We start from the raw sequence: 18,231 nt of genomic DNA, 5'->3' as shown, positions 1-18,231 counted from the left end.
AGGTTTGGTCAAATAGTCTAAAGTAGTATAAAAACATATTATCCTATTGAGCTGTAAAATGCTACCTTTCAGAGTGATGCTTGATAAATTACGCAGGAAATATTTTTTGTTAGAGTGTGTGAGAAATATTTAAGATAAGAGTTGATCTGTAAAGTGGTCTGCTGTAGGGACTTGTCAAAAGAATCTAGATTGATTAAAAACCGCTGTAAGTAGAAAATTTTACCCTTTAGAGCAAGCAGAAAATTGGAAATTTACCATAAAAATGCTATCATAAAAAAGACATGTCTTTCCTATCTTTGCAAGGTTATCTTCGTACAAGATAAAAAATTTTATTGGAACAAAATATCATAAAACATGTAAAATAATCATATCATGTAAAATCAAGCAGAATATGTGTGTATGAGCATTTAAGCCGATTTTTAGCACAAAAATAATTCCCCTTTCATTTTTGGAGAAATCTATATGAGAAGCATAGCAGATAAAAAACTTGTCATTGCTACACATAACACCGGAAAATTGCATGAAATCACTACTTTAATTACGCCTTTCGGTTTAATAATACAATCGGCAAAAGAACTGGGCTTGCCAGAACCAAAAGAAACAGGAAAAACATTTGAAGAAAATGCTTATATTAAAGCTTTTTCAGCAGCAAAAAAGACAGGACTTCCTGCCCTCTCTGATGATTCAGGCTTAGAGGTAGATGCATTGGAGGGTGCGCCAGGCGTTTATACCGCTGATTGGGCAATTCAAGCCGATGGTACACGTAATTTTCCAAAAGCTATGAAAAAAATAGAAAATGAACTCCAAAAAGTCGGAGCACGAGAAAAAAACCAACGGAAATGCCGTTTTATATCCGTCATTTGCATTGCATGGCCTGATGCTCATGCAGATTACTTCCGCGGATGCGTTGAAGGAACGTTCATTTGGCCTCCACGGGGAGACAAAGGCTTTGGTTTTGATCCTATTTTTTTACCCGATGGATATGAAAATACCTTTGGAGAAATGTCAACAGAGCAAAAACACAACTGGAAATGTAATGATATTCCCCCTCTTTCACATCGCGCACGTGCTTTCAAACTTTTGGCAGAAAACCTTTTAGCATTCTCATGAATGAACCTTTTGGCATTTACATTCATTGGCCCTTTTGTGCAGCTAAATGTCCTTATTGTGACTTTAATTCGCATGTTCGCATCCATGGTGTTGATCAACCACGTTTTGTCACCGCCTTTAAGCGCGAAATAGAAACGCAATACCACAAAATAGGCCCACGCCATATTACAAGTATTTTTATTGGTGGAGGAACCCCTTCTCTTATGGAGCCGCAAACTGTCGATGCCCTATTGCAAGCACTTGCAAAAAAATGGGTAGTCGATGATAAAGTTGAAATTACATTAGAAGCTAATCCATCCAGTGTGGAAGCAGAGCGCTTTCGTGGATACCGTGCGGCAGGTGTTAATCGATTATCTCTAGGGATACAAGCGCTCAATGATAAAGCATTGCGCAAACTTGGCCGACTCCATAATGTGGAACAAGCTCTTTGCGCTATTACTTTAGCACGGCAAATTTTTCCACGTTTATCTCTTGATCTCATTTATGCCCGCCCCGAACAAACCCTTGAACAATGGAAATCTGAACTTGTACAAGCAATTGATTTAGCAGCGGACCATCTTTCTCTTTATCAATTGACAATCGAAGAAGGAACTGCCTTTAAACGGCTTCATGATGCAGGAAGACTTATCCTTCCCCCATCAGAGCTAGCAGCAGATCTGTATCATCTTACTCAAGAAATAACGGCACTACATGGACTTCCTGCCTATGAAATCTCAAACCATGCAATGCCCGGTGCCGAATCAGCACACAATCTTCTTTATTGGCGTTATCACCAATATGCAGGCTTTGGTCCAGGAGCACATGGACGTTTCATTGAGCATACACCGAATCATTCCTCTTTCTGTTCAAAAACATTGTCATCACACCTTGAAAACCGCGAACGTTATGTCACAATAAATGAAAAGCATCCCGAACAGTGGCTTAATTTGGTAGAAACAACAGGACATGGCTGTATTGAAACAGAACATTTAACCACTGAACAACAGGCAAATGAAATGCTCCTTATGGGATTACGCCTTTGCGAAGGCTTAGAACTTATACGCTATGAAACCTTAAGCCCTAAACGCATTCCAATGGAAAAACTGATCGATTTACAACACCAAGAATTGATAGAAATGGTGGATAACCAACGCTTAAAAGCAACAACCAAAGGACGTATTGTTCTTGATCACATCATCAGCCAACTCGCAAACTAAAGTTTTTATAACAACATACTTATTTTAATCATAATTATCATTTTTCACAGCAAAGGTGAGATTAGAATATCGTGAGATTCTCTCATTTCAAAACTATTTATAGCAAGTTAGTTACCGCCATTTGCTTACACCTTAAAAAGGGAGAAGCATGTGGATAAAAACTATAAAAAAGGAGTAAAAAGGCCTCTGATGAACACTCTTAAATACTAAAAGCTATTGCAATATTTTGAGCTAGAAAATGTATGGTGCTCTAACTTTATTTTTCATAAACATAAAGATGAGGAGGCATTATAGATTTTATATTACAACATTCATAAGCACCGTAGTAGCACAAATGTGATAAACATTGAGAAAATTTCTTTAAAACAAGTATGTGAATGCATAATACGATAATGTATTGTTCTTTATGAAATCGTGGCACCATTTAAAGAACCAGAGAAATAAGCATGAAACCATGCATCAATTTCTGATTATTTAAAAAGATCTTACTCTATTTACTTTTGAAAACCGTAAAGCCGAATAAAAAAGAAAGTAAAAAAGCACGCTGATTTTCACCTTTATACCTTTATATTTTTCCTCAATGAGATTGTATGTCTGTTTCAGAGATTATAAAAAATAGATATACGCAATACTTTTATCCTATTCTGGCATGTAAAAGCGGTTATCGCAAAAAGTACTGAACCAATATTTATTTGAGATACGCGGCTGTATGATTGGTATTGATTTATAGGTCACAGCAAAATCATGAGCTTTATTAAACAAATAATGCACTCAAATGGCAAATATACCCGATATGAATCGAGATTGCTTTGTTAGCGAGCGAAACGATGTTAATCCCATATGATCTTACTTGTATGCATAATGCTTATGAGTATCTGTACGCGTCCTTTAAGGTTATTTTATTAAAAAATTGAGAATAATACTAGGACAATCCTTGGCTAAAGAAGTCAACGTGATGCTACAAAAGAATTTCTGTGTACCTTTATCATAACCAATATTAAAGCTGATTAAATAACCTCACCTTCTATCTCGTAATGATATTGCAACGGAAGTTCTTGGGGACAAAAAAAGCAGAGCAAAATATATGAAATAAAATAAACTTAAAGCGCTTTTCCTATAGTCTTTATTCTAAGAGAGTCTAATTGGAACAAGAAGTGCCTTTTGTGAGAGCTCAGAAACCATATTAAAACATGAGCTGTGAATGAGCGCATTTATGTTGTACGAACTTTTTACAATAGCAGCATGTTTTTGTGTGTCTTCATGGCTTCAACCTGTCACTACACAATGATGATATAATATTCATTGTTTTCCATATATGATTGCACCGCCTTTCTACACCTTAAAGAACTAATATTTTCAATCCAATATGGTCTAAACAGTTCTGCTTCTTCAAGCAGGTCTCTTTTGGCTTTTCAATTATGTAATTCACTTAACTTAAAGACTCTACAGGCAAGAATCCCAACTTAAGAATATTCATTACTTACTCTAAGACTACTTAATATATTAAGTTTTACGAGTCTCGTATCACCACACCATAAATGGCAATATCTTATGGCACAACAAGATAAAGGTATTTTTGAACCAGCAACCTTTTCTTTATGCAAAAAATTCAATAATAAAACGCTCATAAATAGTAGTAAGTGTTTCCATTGCATCAAGGGCTACACACTCATCTACCATATGCATCGTTTGCCCTGGTAAGCCAAATTCAACCACTGGGCAATAATCCTTAATAAATCGCGCATCTGAAGTACCACCAGAAGTGGAACATTCTGGTATATTCCCTGTTACACTTTTAATAGCATTGGATAAAGTTTGAATGAGTTTATCATTTTTGGTCAAAAAAACATCTCCTAAACTTGGAATCCATTCAAGCTGATAAGAGGAATATTGATCACCATTGTTTTTTGATTGCACCAAAGCAAGACGCTTTTCAATTTCCTTCATCAGTGTTTCTTTTGTCCAAAGATCATTGTAGCGTATATTAAAATGAACTGTTGTCTGCGCTGGGATAACATTGACCGCTAAATTACCGGTATCGATGCTTGTTAGCTCTAAATTACTGGGTTGAAAATTTTCTGTCCCTTTATCTAAGACGATTTGTGTCAATGCTTGAATAAGCTTACTTGCCAAAGGCAAGGGATTGGCAGCCCTCTCTGGAAAAGCAACATGACCTTGACGACCCTTCACGGTAATAACACCAGAAATCGATCCGCGGCGACCAATTTTGATAATATCACCAACAGTCTTTACGCTTGTTGGTTCTCCCACAAGAGCCGCAGTCCATTTTTCGCCTTTTTTTTCTGCCCATTTGAGAAGTTTTACCGTACCATTAACAGCAGGCCCCTCTTCGTCACCAGTAATTAAAAGGCTTACCCTTCCTTTAATGGGTCGTTTCTCAAGAACTCGCGCTAGAGCCGCAATAAAACAAGCGATACCACCCTTCATATCAACAGCACCCCGCCCATATAATTTCCCCTGATCTATAACAGCTTCAAAAGGTGGGTAAGTCCAATCTTCCAATGCACCTGGCGGTACGACATCCGTATGACCCGCAAACATAAGATGGGGTCCTTCACTCCCCATTTTTGCATAAAGATTTTCAACATTATCTGTATTTTTATCCGTAAAAACAGGGCGATCGACGTGAAATCCCATTTTTTTCAAAAATTGTTCCAAAGTTGATAAAGCCCCTGCTTCATGAGGTGTAACAGAAGGACAACGAATAAGTGCCTGTAATAGCTGAAGTGGATCTGTAAGAACAGACATAAAAAACCTTCCCATTTTTTATAAGTCATCGGAACTTAGGGTTATTACGCTGAATTACAAAAAAGATAAAGCAAAACATTGAAGACACTCAGCAAACCAAGCAGGGGAGAACAATCGTGCTGAGAGCTTCAATGGCTTCCTCATTATACATGAGCAAGCACACACTCAACAAAACACTCAACAAAAAGTTCCGTTAAATATTGCCTTCATTTGAAAGTTTTTTACGCCTCTAAATTATATGAATCAAAATTAATTGCATGCAGTCTAGGAGCATTTTCTTTCAACCAAGCACGATATGTTTTACTATCAGGACATAGCTCTTCACAAAGAGCCCAAAATCTTGGCCCATGATTCATTTCAACAAGATGAGCAACTTCATGGGCAACAACATACTCAACAACTTCTTTTGGTGCCATAATAAGGCGCCAAGAAAAAGAAAGACGCTTATCGATTGAACAAGAGCCCCAACGACTTCTCGTATCTTTATAACAAATGGATTTGACTTTACGCTCTACCTGATGAGCATAATGTGCCACCAAAGGCGTTATAATAAGCGCCGCTTGTTTTTTCAAAACGTCAGCAATGCGTCTTGGGAGATATTCTAATTGACCATAAACAATAATTTCAGGCCCTTGCTCCGCATCTGCTGTAATGATTTCTGTTACCCCACGTCCCTCTCTATGCTTTATGGTATGAGAAACACCCAATAAGGGAATTGTCGCCCCCTCTTTGAGATAAGCATTTTTATGAGAGATTTGTACATGAGCAAGACGTGCCTCAATCCAAGATCGATGCTTTTCAATAAAATTTTCAACCGCATAGAGATTTATTGCTGGTGGTGTTGTTACACAAATCTCCTGACTTCTGGCATCAATACGTAAGGTAAGACGGCGCGCATACTTATTTTCCCGCACCCGTACAGGTACAGAGCGCTCAGAAAAAATAAAATGCTGTTTAGAAATGCTCATATATTTTTATCTTCATCAATAAATGTACCCCTTACTTTGCATTAATCTGATTAATAAAAGATCTCAATACTGTTTCAAGGCAATCTAAATCTTGTGGACGAGAAAAGTGATGATCCGCATCACGAACAAGTGTCAATGTTACATCATGGAGAGGTAAATGATCAAGTAAAGTCAATGTATGCTGATAGGGGATATCTTCATCTTCCATCCCTTGTAGAATATGGACTGGACATCCAACATCAATGCATCCTTTCATAACACAATTTTCGCGCCCATCTTCAATCAATGTTTTTGTAAAGGGCATTGGCTCTGTATCATCAACTGCAGGTCGTTCAATATAGCCTTTCTCCTCCAAAATCTTCCATTCTTCTGGGCCTAATTTTGGTTCCACCAATGTTTGTGTAAAATCAGGTGCTGGAGCAATCAATATCATGCCAGCAAGCTTCTTATTTTTCTGTGCTAGCATCATTGCAAGCCTTAGCGCAATCCACCCCCCCATAGAGGAACCAATCAAAATTTGTGGACCCTCACAATAGGTTTCAAAAGTCGCTAAACTTTCCTTAACCCAACGCGAAATTGTTCCTTGAAAAAAATCACCTTCAGATTCTCCATGTCCAGAATAATCAAAACGTAAACAAGACAAATCATTCTTCTGAGCAAACTGATCAACTAACGTTGCCTTACTTCCTAACATATCGGATTGATAGCCAGGAAGCCAAACCAAACCTGGAGATTGGCGCCCCTTGCGATAGCGTACTGCAAGTGCGGTGTTCTCAAATGAAAAAAACTGACAAGGAATATTTTGATCCATGATTTTTTATCCTCTATAAAACAATTTCTTTAAATTAAGAGAAAAACTTTTATAATCTAAATCATTCCAAAAAGTAATAAATCAAATAATGAAAATAACACGAATTATAGTTGTTTTTAGGTACATAATTGTATATTAAATTAACTGTAGTTGAATCAAAATTTAAGGAGCATAAACCATTCGTAAACCGTTTAAAATGACACCTACCCAAAAAGACGGACCACGTTCAAATCAGGATATTCGGGTACCTCATGTTCAGCTTATCAATGATGAGGGACAACATCAGGGAGTTGTTGCGATACAAGAAGCTCTTGCTATGGCTGCAGATGCGGGACTTGATTTGGTTGAAATTGTACCAAATGCGGAGCCACCTGTATGTAAAATCATCGATTTGGGAAAATTAAAATATCAAACCCAAAAAAAAGCTGCTGAAACACGTAAGAAGCAAAAAGTCATCGAAATCAAAGAGATTAAGATGCGCCCAAATGTTGATGTCCATGATTATGGAGTTAAACTCAAGGCTGTTCATCGCTTTATTGATCATGGTGATAAAGTAAAGATTACTTTGCGTTTTCGTGGTCGTGAGATGGCTCACCAAGATCTTGGATTAAAGCTTCTTCAGCGTGTGAAAGAAGATACAAGTGAAATTGCCAAAATCGAATTGGAGCCAAAGCTTGAAGGCCGGCAAATGATGATGGTGATAGCACCTAAATAGTTTTGCATTGGAATAATATTCGCATGCAACGCATCAAAATGATGTGTATAGTATTATTTAGAAGCACCACATAGAATTTTTGTGGTGCTTTTAAGGTTTTATAAATGTGTATAAATATCAATTTATAAGAAGAATTCGTTATTTTGCATATTAATGAGAAAGCTCAAACATCGTAAGGTCTTCTTATTTCAATCTCTCTTATCATGCAATGCGGCAAAATTGTTTGCTTACACATCACAAATGGAGATGATACATAAAATTATTAAAAAAGCAGAAATGTTTTTTGTGAACCATTTCAAGTGCCAAAGACTATCACAATATGGAAATTGGTAAATACAATAGAGAAACTCGCCGGTACCTTTTATTGAAAACTAAAAATAATGATGAACAACGAATTTTCGTTATACCTTTCACAGAAATTTTGCACTACATTCTTCACTCTCACCGTCGTGAAATTGATGTGATGAACCTTGAAAGAAAAAGCTATTTTTGTAAAAAAGATTAAGGGGCTTTTTAATTAAGAGTGTTTCAATCTTGCATAAAATAATGAGAGAATATAGAAGCTCTTCATGGCTAAAAAACAAATTTCCTCTTTTGACAAACATCTTATTATCCGCCTTTTGCGAGAAAATTTTCGTAAACATATGCGTTGGTACAGTGCGGCTATCTTCTCAATGATCATCATTTCTTGTACCACAGCAACCAGTGCATGGATTATGCGGGATGTTGTTAATCAGATTATTGATGCACAAAATTTTCCTATGATTGTTTTGATTTCTAGCTTCATTGCTTTTATCTTTATTCTCAAAGGAGTTGCAACTTTTTTCCAAACTTACTTTCTAAACAAAGCAGGCAATAGTATCATTGCTGAACAACAGCGTAAAATTTTTGCACGACTTATGGAACAAGGAGTCTCTTTTTATCATAATAACACTTCATCTGATCTTCTTGTTCGTGTAACTCATAACGCGACAGCCGTACGTAATATAATTGATACTATTATCACAACTTTTGTACGTGATTTGCTTTCCGTTAGTGGTCTGTTGCTTGTCATGTTCATTCAAAACTTTGTGTTAATCTCCATTACTTTAATCGTAGGACCACTAGCTTTTTTAGGCGTTCGAATGGCTTTAAAACGCGTTCGCAGCTTGATGGAAAAAGAGCTCCTTTCACTTGGTGAAATTATCAAAATCGTACAGGAAACGGCTGTTGGTATTCGAATCATCAAGGCCTTTTCACTAGAAGAAGTCATGAAAAAACGGATGGACAAAGCCATTTGTGATGTTGAAAAACAAACAAACAGTATTGCAACACTCGAAGCTATTACCAATCCAATTATGGAAACACTCACGGGTGTTGCCATTGCAGGTATTATTTGTTTTTCCGGTTATCTTGCAACCCAACGCGCAGGTGTTCAAGGTGAATTTATGTCCTTTATTGTTGCTTTACTTTTAGCTTATGAACCCGCAAAAAGACTAGCAAATGTACGTGTTAAAATTGAATCTGGCTTGGTCAATATCCGTACGATGTTTGAAATACTCGATTGTCCCCTTACAGTTGTAGAACATAAAGAAGCTAAAGATCTGAATAAAACGCAAGGAACTATTCGTTTCGAACATGTTTCTTTTGCATACACTAATAACAAAATGATATTGAAAGACATCAACCTAGAAATAGAAGCCGGAAAAATGACAGCATTGGTGGGACCATCCGGTTCGGGAAAATCAACCCTTATCAACCTTATTATGCGCCTCTATGACCCCACAAAAGGACGCATATTGATTAATGATCAAGACATTCGCTACACAACATTTCGCTCTCTGAGAAACCTGATGGCCTATGTAGGACAAGATACTTTTCTCTTTCAAGGAACTGTTAAATATAATATCGGGCTTGGAAAAGAAGGGGCTAGTGATGACGAAATTATCGAAGCAGCAAAAGCAGCAAATGCTCATGACTTTATTATGAGTTTGCCAAATGGTTATGATACACAGATAGGTGATAATGGCTGTAATCTTTCAGGGGGGCAAAAACAACGACTCGCTATCGCTAGAGCAATGATTCACGATAGTGAAATTCTGATTCTTGATGAAGCAACAAGTGCGCTCGATTCACACACCGAAGCACAAATTAATGAAGCCATTCACCACCTTACTAAAGGACGCACAACGATCATTATTGCTCATCGCCTTTCAACGATTGCTCGTGCTCATAAAATTGTGGTCATACAAAATGGACAACTGATTGAACAAGGTACTCAAAAAGAATTGCTAGCAAAAGAACATGGGTTTTATAAAAAACTTCATAATATCCAGTTCAAAAAACATACCCCCTAATTTCTAGATCCTTAAATAAGATTTGAAATAAAAAATGGATAGAAGGTAATGCTCCATTTATAAAAAAAGACTTGTTATCAAGAAAAAGCATTACTTCAATCAAGAATTGGTAAAGAATTTATGGTTTATTGAAAATAAAATTCTTGGATTTAGATGAAAACTTTACTCGTTGTTTTGTTGAATGCAAAAGATAAGATGTAATTTGCTTATTGCAAATTTTCTTTATATTTATGATGAATCAATCAAAAGCGCTTGTTGTACGTCATAAGAGATATTGGTATATGCATAAAAACTCTTAAGATAAGCAATAAAATAACTCTACACTTTCAAGTGAAAAGATTGTCAGCAACATGAGAAGCTGAAAAATAGAATGATAATACCGGCTTATAGCTTTAGTAAATACTTATACCTTTATTAATAATGGTAGTGTGGATTTTATACCATTCATAAGAGGTACTTTATACCATTTCACAAGCAATCTTATGAAATAGACTCAAGCGCACACTGAGAAATGTTGCTTTAAAACAAGTACATAAACTTGCAATACAATAATGTTATATTTTGGAGTACTCTGTTCGCGGAGCTATTCGTTATAAGAAAAGTGATCTCATTCAAGACACAATAAACAAAAATCTAAAATAATAGGTAATTTTTATTATTAAAAAATATTGCTTTAAATGCGTTTGACAATAAAATCGATATCTTATGAATTCTCCGCTTAACGCTTTTGTTTATCACGTTCTTTAATGGAATCATGTCCTTCACGTAAAAACAGAATGCCATTGTGTTGCAAATTCACGTACTTGTTTTAAAGAGACCTCTCTCAAAGTCTTCCCTAAGCCCATTCGCAATAACATTCGTGAATTGTATAACGATAAATCCATTAACCCCCTCTATCTTTACGCTTATGGAGTAACAAGCCGGCACCACTCACACTATTCTGCCAGTCCCTAATGTTGCGACAGCTCTTAGCTCTCGAGATGATTCATAAGAGGCATTTTTAGTTATTTCTTAATAGTTTTATCCACACAGGATTCTCCGCTTGTAGCATACAAGCCGAATGATTTTGATTGATTCAATACGAAAGAGATTCGTACGATATTCAAAGTTCTAATTCAAGTTGAATAACAATAAATTATCTTTATAAATCAATATATTGCACACACTCCATTCTTTAGGCAACAGCACGATATGGGCTTGAAAACAAGGTAAGGTATTTCTCTAAAATAAATATATAGCAGCAAAATAACATACTATCTTTCGTGAAGATTTTGTCCCTTTAGAGAATAGCATAACAAAAATCAAATATTTCAGATATATCTCTTCACGCCTCAACAAAAAGCTTCTTCTTTTATAGGATTTCTAGTCTATGCCTCCTTCCTCAGATTTAGAAATGAGAGACAAAAAACGAAGAAATTGTTTTTTGTAAATTCAATCTTTAATAATCTCTTTCATAAAAGAGACCTATACTAGAATTTTGTTCATTTCCTATGGCACCTTTAGCTTTGAGATGACGCGAAATATCTAAATTAATTGTCCCTTTCGTCGTTCCATCAGACCCTGCTTCAAAACCCAAATAAATATTATTGTGTATGTAGCGTCCAATACGTAAGCCTGTATTCCCCTTCTCATTAACGATAACATCAAGATCATCAAGTCCAATTTTAGTTCGTAAAGTATTCAACAAAGATGTATTAGAACTACCTGCAAGATCAGCCGCTGCTGCTGCAAGTTGAGCAATCTGAAATGGTGATAATTCATTAAGAGAGCGATTAAAAATCAAACGCGCCAAAATCTCATCCTGAGGCAAATTTGGTTGTGATGAAAAATTAATATCAAGATTATCAACCGTCCCACTTACAGTTACAGTGACACGAATATCACCACTGTTATTGTTGGTTACAAAATAAACCGTAGGATTAAGATTACCACTAAAACTCGCTTGTCCTTGATCAAAATTAAGACGTTGCGACAGGATATCAAAACGTCCACGAATCATTCTAAATTCACCAACTGGATGCACATCATTCAATGGACCTGCTAGATTAATGCGTCCTCCCAGTTCAGCATCTAAGCCTTTTCCGCGTACAAAAAATTGATTGCGTGCTGTAATACGCATGTTTGATAGCACGACAGATGAAGATTCTTGTGTAACTATACGGCTTTTGCTTTTGTTCGTGTTCTTAACATCAGCACGTTCAAGTGTTGTTTGAATCGATTTAGTTAAATTCTTATTTCTAACATCAAGAAACTTGGCACTTTTAAAATGATCAGGAACAAAAACTTCAGCTTTTTCAACGATGATATCACCACCAAGAACAAGACTATTTAAAAAATGACCTGTCATTGTCATCTCACCTGATAATGTTGCCAGAATCATAGAACCATCATTATAATTGGCATTATCAAGATGAAATATCAAATCTGTCTCTAGACCATTAGAGATACGACCTGAAGCAGAAATTCCTCCCCCCTCAAACGAAGAAGCTGAAGCTTTTTCTATAAGGATATGATCACCTTTCAATTTGCCTTCAATCGTTATATTATTTAATCCTACATTTGTTTGTGAATCAAAAAAGCTACCGTCGCCTATAGAAATATTTCCTATCAATTGTGGCTTTGATAATGACCCATTAAGAGCTGTATCAATTCTTGCTGTACCCGTTATATGTGCACCACGCTTAGCTAATAAGAGATTAACAAAATCAAGAGGCATTATCCCTTTAACGTTTAATTTTGCCTCTGAACCATTAAGAGATACAGGCCCATGGATGGAAAGATCTAATCCTTTATCTCCAGTAGCTATCATATTTTCAATATGAAATGTCGATTTTTTATAAGAACCACGAGCATTTATATTGATTGACATCGGTCCTTTATGCGTCATAGCGGTTAAATTTTGACTAGAAAGCTCAAAATGAGCAGATGGATCCTTCATTGTTCCACCAATATCAACTTTACCTATCACTGTCCCATCAAGCGCTTGTCCTGCAATAAAACCATTCGCCAAACGTGCAGATAAATTTTGCAAATTAATATGAAGATCAAGCGCATTTTTCTCTAGAGATACACGCCCCTGAGCTTGTGCTTGTACTCCTTCTCCTGTTAAATTTGCATTCAAAGTAAGATTTTGATCTACAGTATTTCCCGTAGCAGAAAGAGAAAAAGGCATAATTTTTTTATCTTGAAAAGCAACGGTTGTCAGTCCCTCACCTTTTATATCGTAAGTTATATCAGGTTTTTTTAAATGACCACGAATCATAACCTGCCCTGTTACACTCCCTGCTGCTCCAAGATCGGATTTCCACAGATTGACTAAAGCAGCAGGAAGCGCATTCATTGTAAGTTGTAAATTCAGGGTATCTTGAATATTTCCTGCTAAAATGATGTTGCCTCCATTTATTGCAATTCCTAATTCATTGATTGTCATTCCATCTTTATCAAAAGAAATTATAGATGGCTTCGGCAATGTTGCATGAAAAGTATGTTGTTTTAAGTCCACAGCTTCAATTTGCACTTCTCGTTTTATACTTTCTGGAAGTTCCTCAACCATTAAACGACCAGAAAGCCTTGCATTGAGAGTATCATGCAACATCGCCTGGACAGTAAAAACCGTTTGTCCATTATTCCTATCAGCGTGAGCATTTAAACGATTGACCATTACCAAAGGTGTTTGAATATGTTCTGCATTGATAACTCCTTCAAACTGAGTCATGCCAAAAGGATCGAATATGTCAGCATCTATTGCCAATTTTTTTATTTTATTCTTGGAAAAATTCAAATGGTTAACATGCGCCTTCACATTGGTTTTTTGTCTGCCATTTTGTTCATCAAAAATAAAATCTCCTTTTACTTTTCCACTACCATCCTGCAAAAATAACGCTGAAAGTACGGAAATATCATCGGCATCAATATGCAGCGCTCCTTTCAAAAAACCGCCAAGTTGTTGAGAAAGATCACCCGTTATTTTTGCACTTCCCCCTCTAATATCGATATTTTCAAGTTTTCGAATTTTATGAGAATCTTCAAAAGAGGCCGATAAATGCAAAGGTTTCTTAGCAAAAATTCCTTCACCTTTTACCACCCCTGTTAAAGAAGTAACTGGTGCTGTATTATCTACAAATGCATCTATGTTAAATGTTGTGTTTTGAAGTTTCTTCCCTACAATTAATGCTTCAGAAATATGGGCACGTGTATTTAGTTTTATATGGCTATTGCGCCCTCTCGCCGTACTTTGAATTGTAAGTGCACCGCTTATCTTTGAGTCTAATTTGGACAAATCAGATATTTGAGCAGATAGATCCATTTTAGCGCTTTCATCTGAAAAATAACCATTAGCCTCTATATTTGTATATTGATTTTTCAAATTAAAATGACGTAAAGTGAAGCCCTTTGTATTTCGAGCAGTGCCACCTGAAAGAGTAGTATTTCCTTTGAATAAACGATCAAAAGACTGCACGCCTATTTTCATATCGTCAGCCATTCCTGATAATTGGAGATCAAAAATGCCACTCAATAAACTGATCGTTCCTTTGGCTTTAATATCTGCATTACCAGAAAGTGATTGTTTACTGAACACTTCCAAAGGAGTTAATGTTTGAGCTTTTAAACCGAGATCGCCTTTAAAAACAAAATTCTCCATTGTCCCTTTTAACCAAGAAGAAAAACCCTGAGCCGTAACACTCAGATCATGAATCAAAATTGGTTTGTTCGAAACAATATCCGTATCTAAATGCACATGAACCGCTTGGCTTAAATTTTCTACTAACGCTCCCTTAATCTTTTTAACCCCTTGAAGCGTCCCTTTAACCTGAACACCAACATGACGAGAAGCTGCATTATCAAGATTTTCGCTTACTCCTCCCATATCAAAAATTGCATCGCGAATATAAATATTTTTATTGCTTAAATGATTTACAACCAACCGCCCATTCCAAGATTGTTGACCTTCGCGACCATAGTCAATGTTCAAAGCAAGAGTATTCGCAGGTTTTGGCACTTCTGATATAGGTAAATGAATAGACTCCTTTTCGTTATCAAGAGCCATTTTGCCATCAACAAAAAGCCGTCGCAAGAATCCATCAGCGGTTATTTCAGCATTGGCTATAACATTCATTGCTTTGTTCTGAATAACCATCTGATCAAGGTGTGTCACACCTTCTTTTGTTCTTCTTGCCTTTGCTTTTAATGTTATATCAGATTCGAAGAGACTACGATATTGAACAGGTATTAAAGGGCTCAGTGTTCCCTCTAATTTCGTAGAAAAACTCTGTCCTTCTGGAACACTTGCAAGAATAACATTACCATCTAAAATAGAATGATGATCGGACTCTAAAGAAAGTTTGATAACCAAATCATCAAAAGTACCATCACCTTTCACGACGAGACTTAATGCTGGACGTTGTTCAATGTTAAAAATATTCGCCAAAATACCATTTTGTGGTTCGTTAGCAGAAATATCAATTTGAGCTGTACGATTACTATCAGATATCTTGGTGAGAACAGAAAAAGAACCCGGTGCATCTAAACGATGCGCCGCTATATCGACATCAAAATTACCACCAGCCAAGGTGAAATTGCCTTTTAAGGACATATCAGCAGAAAAACCAAAAAGATTCTGTTCAAATGTCACATGTTGAGCTGTAAGCGTATTGATAGAAAGAGCAAGCGGTAATTTTGGTAAAGAGAATTTACCAGTCTCAAGGGAAGAAACAAAAGAAGAATTGCCTTGCGGTTTGCGTAAAAATGTAACCTGTTCTGCCGAAAGCTGGTTAATATCCATCCGCCCTCTCAGCAACGCTAGACGATTCCAATCCATTTTAGCATTGGTAATTTTAAGCCAAACCCCTTTTTTATCACTGACAGTAATAGTATCAATTGATGTTTGAGAAGACAGTGTCCCTTGCATATTGTGTAAACGAACTTGACGATTAGGCGCTGAAAGCTTTCGTTCAATTAAAGAAACAAACCATGAGCGATCATCTGTTTTCATTTCGCTAGAGGGAAGAATGTCTCCTCTTTGCGCAAAAACAAAACTACCCACCCCAAAAAACAAAAATACAAAGAAGAAAGCTGATAAACGTACACCTTTTTTCATTAAAATGCTTGCCCTATACCCACATAAAAACCAATGCGAGGGTCACCCTTCTCTCTCTTTAAAGGAAAGGCTAAATCAACGCGTAAAGGACCAAGACCCGTCATATAACGACCTCCTATACCGGCTCCCCATTTAATTTTTTGAGAAAAATCAAAATTCGCCTTTTTCCCTACTAAACCTCCATCAAGAAAACTGACAAACCCTATTTTATCATTTAAAGAAACACGCAATTCTGCTGACCCCTCAATAAGCGCCCGTCCACCAACAACCCCATCATTTTCTGTTTTGATACCAATATTACGGTAAGCATAACCACGAACAGAGCCCCCACCACCAGCAAAAAAAAGCGTATTTGCGGGTACTTGTGCTGTATCATTCCCAAGAATTGTACCAAGCTTTGCCCGCGCAGCAACAACAAAACGATCCCCTTCATCCAACGCCCAATAAGAACGACCTTCTGCTGTTACTTTTGCAACAAAGTTGCTAAAACGCATCTCATAAAAAGGCTCAATGAAAACTTCACCATATAAACCTTTTGTTGCATTAAACTTATTATTACGACTATCGTAAATCAAGCCGCTAGGGAAACCGATTGTTGTAAAATTACGGCTCCCAAAATAGATATCACGTGAATAACCATTTGAAACTTCTACAGCAGCCTGTCCCGATAGATTACCATTAAAAATATGCGTAATACCTAATTTTCCTTTGATGGCTTTTGTCGTATAATTTTCTAAAACATCTTGTTGTATTTTTAATTCTGATCTGAAATCTGTATCTGGCGTGAGTACACCGGGCTTTACAAATGTACCACCGAAAAGATAATCAAAATTTTTAAAATTATATGATTGCTTTTTATTGCTACCAACACCACTTATTTTTGTTTCAATTTTAAGAGTCTCTGCATGACCCAAAAGATTATTATGCATCCAATAAGTCTCAAAACCAGCACCGTCTAAAGTTGAATAGCTACCGCCTACACCAAAACGACGCGGTTTACGTTCTTGTACAACAAGTGCAAGCGGTAAACTACCATCTAGATTAATAGTATCAGCCTCACGTATATTGATAGCACGAAAAACACCAAGGCGCGCAAGACGTTCATTTGCCTTAGCTAACGCATCAGAATCGTATATCTGCCCTGGTTTCAATCCGGTCATCCACGCGATATAAGCTGAATCTACACGTGGTTTCTTACTTATATTACGCACACTTAAAGGACCATAATAAGCCTTTTGTCCAGGACCAACAACAATCCGTCCTTCAACACGCAATGTAGCATGATCAGCCACGACTTCACTCTTCATAATTTTAGCTTTCGCATAACCTTGTTGCCGCCATCCTTCTATCGCCCATTTTTCTGCTTTCAAAATGGTTTCAGATTTAGCAATAGCCCCAAATTTATAGCCCAATTCTTCAATTGTGGGCATTTTATGCGCTTTACGTTTTTCAAACGGAGCTACTTTATCAATATTGGCAATACTAAAAACATATTGTGGACCAGCATTAATTGTAATAACGATATTCGATTGTGCTGGAAGTTGAGTTACCGGACTTAAATCAGCGACTTCTAAGCCATTAATTTTAATACTAATAACACCACCATAGCGTCCATCAGCATAAAGAGCAGAAAGAATTGCTCGATAATCTGAACGCGCCTTGGCGAGCAAACCAGAAGAACTGGCGGATGCTTTCTCTTTATCAGCAACAAGAGAAGAAACAGATTTAACTATTTTTATACCTTCTAATGGTGCACCTGGCGGTGCAACAACATCAACTTTATAAAATTTCTCTGTACTTTTGGTATAATGTGAAGAAGAATTTGTTTTCTTTTGACCAAAAAAAGGGATGCCGAAAAAATCAAATGCAGCAAGTGGCTGTGGAAAAGAAAAAGTAAAACACAAGCCTATAAATACACAGCGCACAGTCCCTGATTTTAACAAAATTCTTGTCTGGTATACCATAAAATCAGATACCTTATAATACACTTTGCATCTACTACGCTTTAAATAATAATAAAAATAAGAAAGGTAAATATAATTACTTTGCACATTTTACACGTTTTATCACATCAAATAACACTCTGCGATACATAACGTTATCCTCCCCTTATATTTTCATAAAATTTTGCACTGTTGTATAACACGAACAGCCTCATTCTTTTTTTCTTAACATATTTATTTAGCTTATTATAAATGTTTTATTGCGTCCCATATCATCATGGTTAAA

10 protein-coding genes are annotated in these 18,231 nt (G+C 36.5%); 4 read left to right on the top strand and 6 right to left on the bottom strand.

The window, feature by feature from the left end; genetic code table 11:
* Positions 1-462 precede the first annotated feature (462 nt).
* Positions 463-1,110, top strand: a complete 648-nt coding sequence (gene rdgB / locus ACFIKX_RS06700; RefSeq protein WP_375606138.1) for an RdgB/HAM1 family non-canonical purine NTP pyrophosphatase — start codon at positions 463-465, stop codon at positions 1,108-1,110.
* Positions 1,107-2,306 carry a radical SAM family heme chaperone HemW gene (hemW, locus tag ACFIKX_RS06695; protein ID WP_375628491.1) on the top strand — a complete coding sequence of 400 codons (1,200 nt, stop codon included), beginning with the start codon at positions 1,107-1,109 and terminating at the stop codon, positions 2,304-2,306. Before rdgB ends, hemW begins: the two co-directional genes overlap by 4 nt.
* Before the next feature lie 1,596 nt (positions 2,307-3,902).
* On the opposite strand, the gene dapE is transcribed toward hemW, so the two are convergent.
* The 3 genes from dapE to ACFIKX_RS06680 all read right to left on the bottom strand — a co-directional run bounded on the left by dapE (position 3,903) and on the right by ACFIKX_RS06680 (position 6,854).
* Positions 3,903-5,075 carry a succinyl-diaminopimelate desuccinylase gene (gene dapE / locus ACFIKX_RS06690; RefSeq protein WP_375628493.1) on the bottom strand — a complete coding sequence of 391 codons (1,173 nt, stop codon included), beginning with the start codon at positions 5,073-5,075 and terminating at the stop codon, positions 3,903-3,905.
* A 221-nt stretch (positions 5,076-5,296) separates the two neighbouring features.
* On the bottom strand, positions 5,297-6,043 hold the full coding sequence (locus ACFIKX_RS06685; RefSeq protein ID WP_375611379.1) for a M48 family metallopeptidase: 747 nt from the start codon (positions 6,041-6,043) through the stop codon (positions 5,297-5,299).
* A gap of 31 nt (positions 6,044-6,074) precedes the next feature.
* A complete protein-coding gene (locus tag ACFIKX_RS06680; protein WP_375628495.1) occupies positions 6,075-6,854 on the bottom strand; it encodes an alpha/beta hydrolase in 780 nt (259 codons plus the stop codon).
* Positions 6,855-7,050: 196 nt separating this feature from the next.
* On the opposite strand from ACFIKX_RS06680, the gene infC reads away from it, so the two are divergent.
* Positions 7,051-7,569: a translation initiation factor IF-3 gene (infC, locus tag ACFIKX_RS06675; protein WP_026500140.1), complete on the top strand. Its 519-nt coding sequence runs from the start codon at positions 7,051-7,053 to the stop codon at positions 7,567-7,569.
* A gap of 569 nt (positions 7,570-8,138) precedes the next feature.
* The gene (locus tag ACFIKX_RS06670) at positions 8,139-9,905 is read left to right on the top strand and encodes an ABC transporter ATP-binding protein (protein ID WP_375628498.1); all 1,767 of its coding nucleotides are present in this window, start codon (positions 8,139-8,141) and stop codon (positions 9,903-9,905) included.
* 761 nt (positions 9,906-10,666) lie between these two features.
* Here ACFIKX_RS06670 and ACFIKX_RS06665 read toward each other — a convergent pair.
* The 3 genes from ACFIKX_RS06665 to ACFIKX_RS06655 form a co-directional block, all read right to left on the bottom strand.
* Positions 10,667-10,789 carry a hypothetical protein gene (locus ACFIKX_RS06665; RefSeq protein WP_375611376.1) on the bottom strand — a complete coding sequence of 41 codons (123 nt, stop codon included), beginning with the start codon at positions 10,787-10,789 and terminating at the stop codon, positions 10,667-10,669.
* A gap of 554 nt (positions 10,790-11,343) precedes the next feature.
* Entirely contained in the window at positions 11,344-16,002 is a 4,659-nt protein-coding gene (locus ACFIKX_RS06660) for a translocation/assembly module TamB domain-containing protein (RefSeq protein ID WP_375628500.1), read from the bottom strand.
* A complete protein-coding gene (locus tag ACFIKX_RS06655) occupies positions 16,002-17,966 on the bottom strand; it encodes an autotransporter assembly complex family protein (protein ID WP_375628501.1) in 1,965 nt (654 codons plus the stop codon). Before ACFIKX_RS06655 ends, ACFIKX_RS06660 begins: the two co-directional genes overlap by 1 nt.
* Positions 17,967-18,231: the final 265 nt, after the last annotated feature.

The organism is Bartonella sp. CM86QHHN (assembly GCF_042194695.1).
Classification (GTDB): Bacteria; Pseudomonadota; Alphaproteobacteria; order Rhizobiales; family Rhizobiaceae; genus Bartonella.
This window is presented reverse-complemented; position numbering and strand designations above follow the sequence as displayed.

Excerpts from the sequence above, each read along its gene's own strand:
- rdgB (WP_375606138.1), top strand. The coding sequence starts at position 463 with ATGAGAAGCATAGCAGATAAAAAACTTGTCATTGCTACACATAACACC.
- hemW (WP_375628491.1), top strand. The coding sequence starts at position 1,107 with ATGAATGAACCTTTTGGCATTTACATTCATTGGCCCTTTTGTGCAGCT.
- dapE (WP_375628493.1), bottom strand. The coding sequence starts at position 5,075 with ATGTCTGTTCTTACAGATCCACTTCAGCTATTACAGGCACTTATTCGT.
- ACFIKX_RS06685 (WP_375611379.1), bottom strand. The coding sequence starts at position 6,043 with ATGAGCATTTCTAAACAGCATTTTATTTTTTCTGAGCGCTCTGTACCT.
- ACFIKX_RS06680 (WP_375628495.1), bottom strand. The coding sequence starts at position 6,854 with ATGGATCAAAATATTCCTTGTCAGTTTTTTTCATTTGAGAACACCGCA.
- infC (WP_026500140.1), top strand. The coding sequence starts at position 7,051 with ATGACACCTACCCAAAAAGACGGACCACGTTCAAATCAGGATATTCGG.
- ACFIKX_RS06670 (WP_375628498.1), top strand. The coding sequence starts at position 8,139 with ATGGCTAAAAAACAAATTTCCTCTTTTGACAAACATCTTATTATCCGC.
- ACFIKX_RS06665 (WP_375611376.1), bottom strand. The coding sequence starts at position 10,789 with ATGGATTTATCGTTATACAATTCACGAATGTTATTGCGAATGGGCTTA.
- ACFIKX_RS06660 (WP_375628500.1), bottom strand. The coding sequence starts at position 16,002 with ATGAAAAAAGGTGTACGTTTATCAGCTTTCTTCTTTGTATTTTTGTTT.
- ACFIKX_RS06655 (WP_375628501.1), bottom strand. The coding sequence starts at position 17,966 with ATGGTATACCAGACAAGAATTTTGTTAAAATCAGGGACTGTGCGCTGT.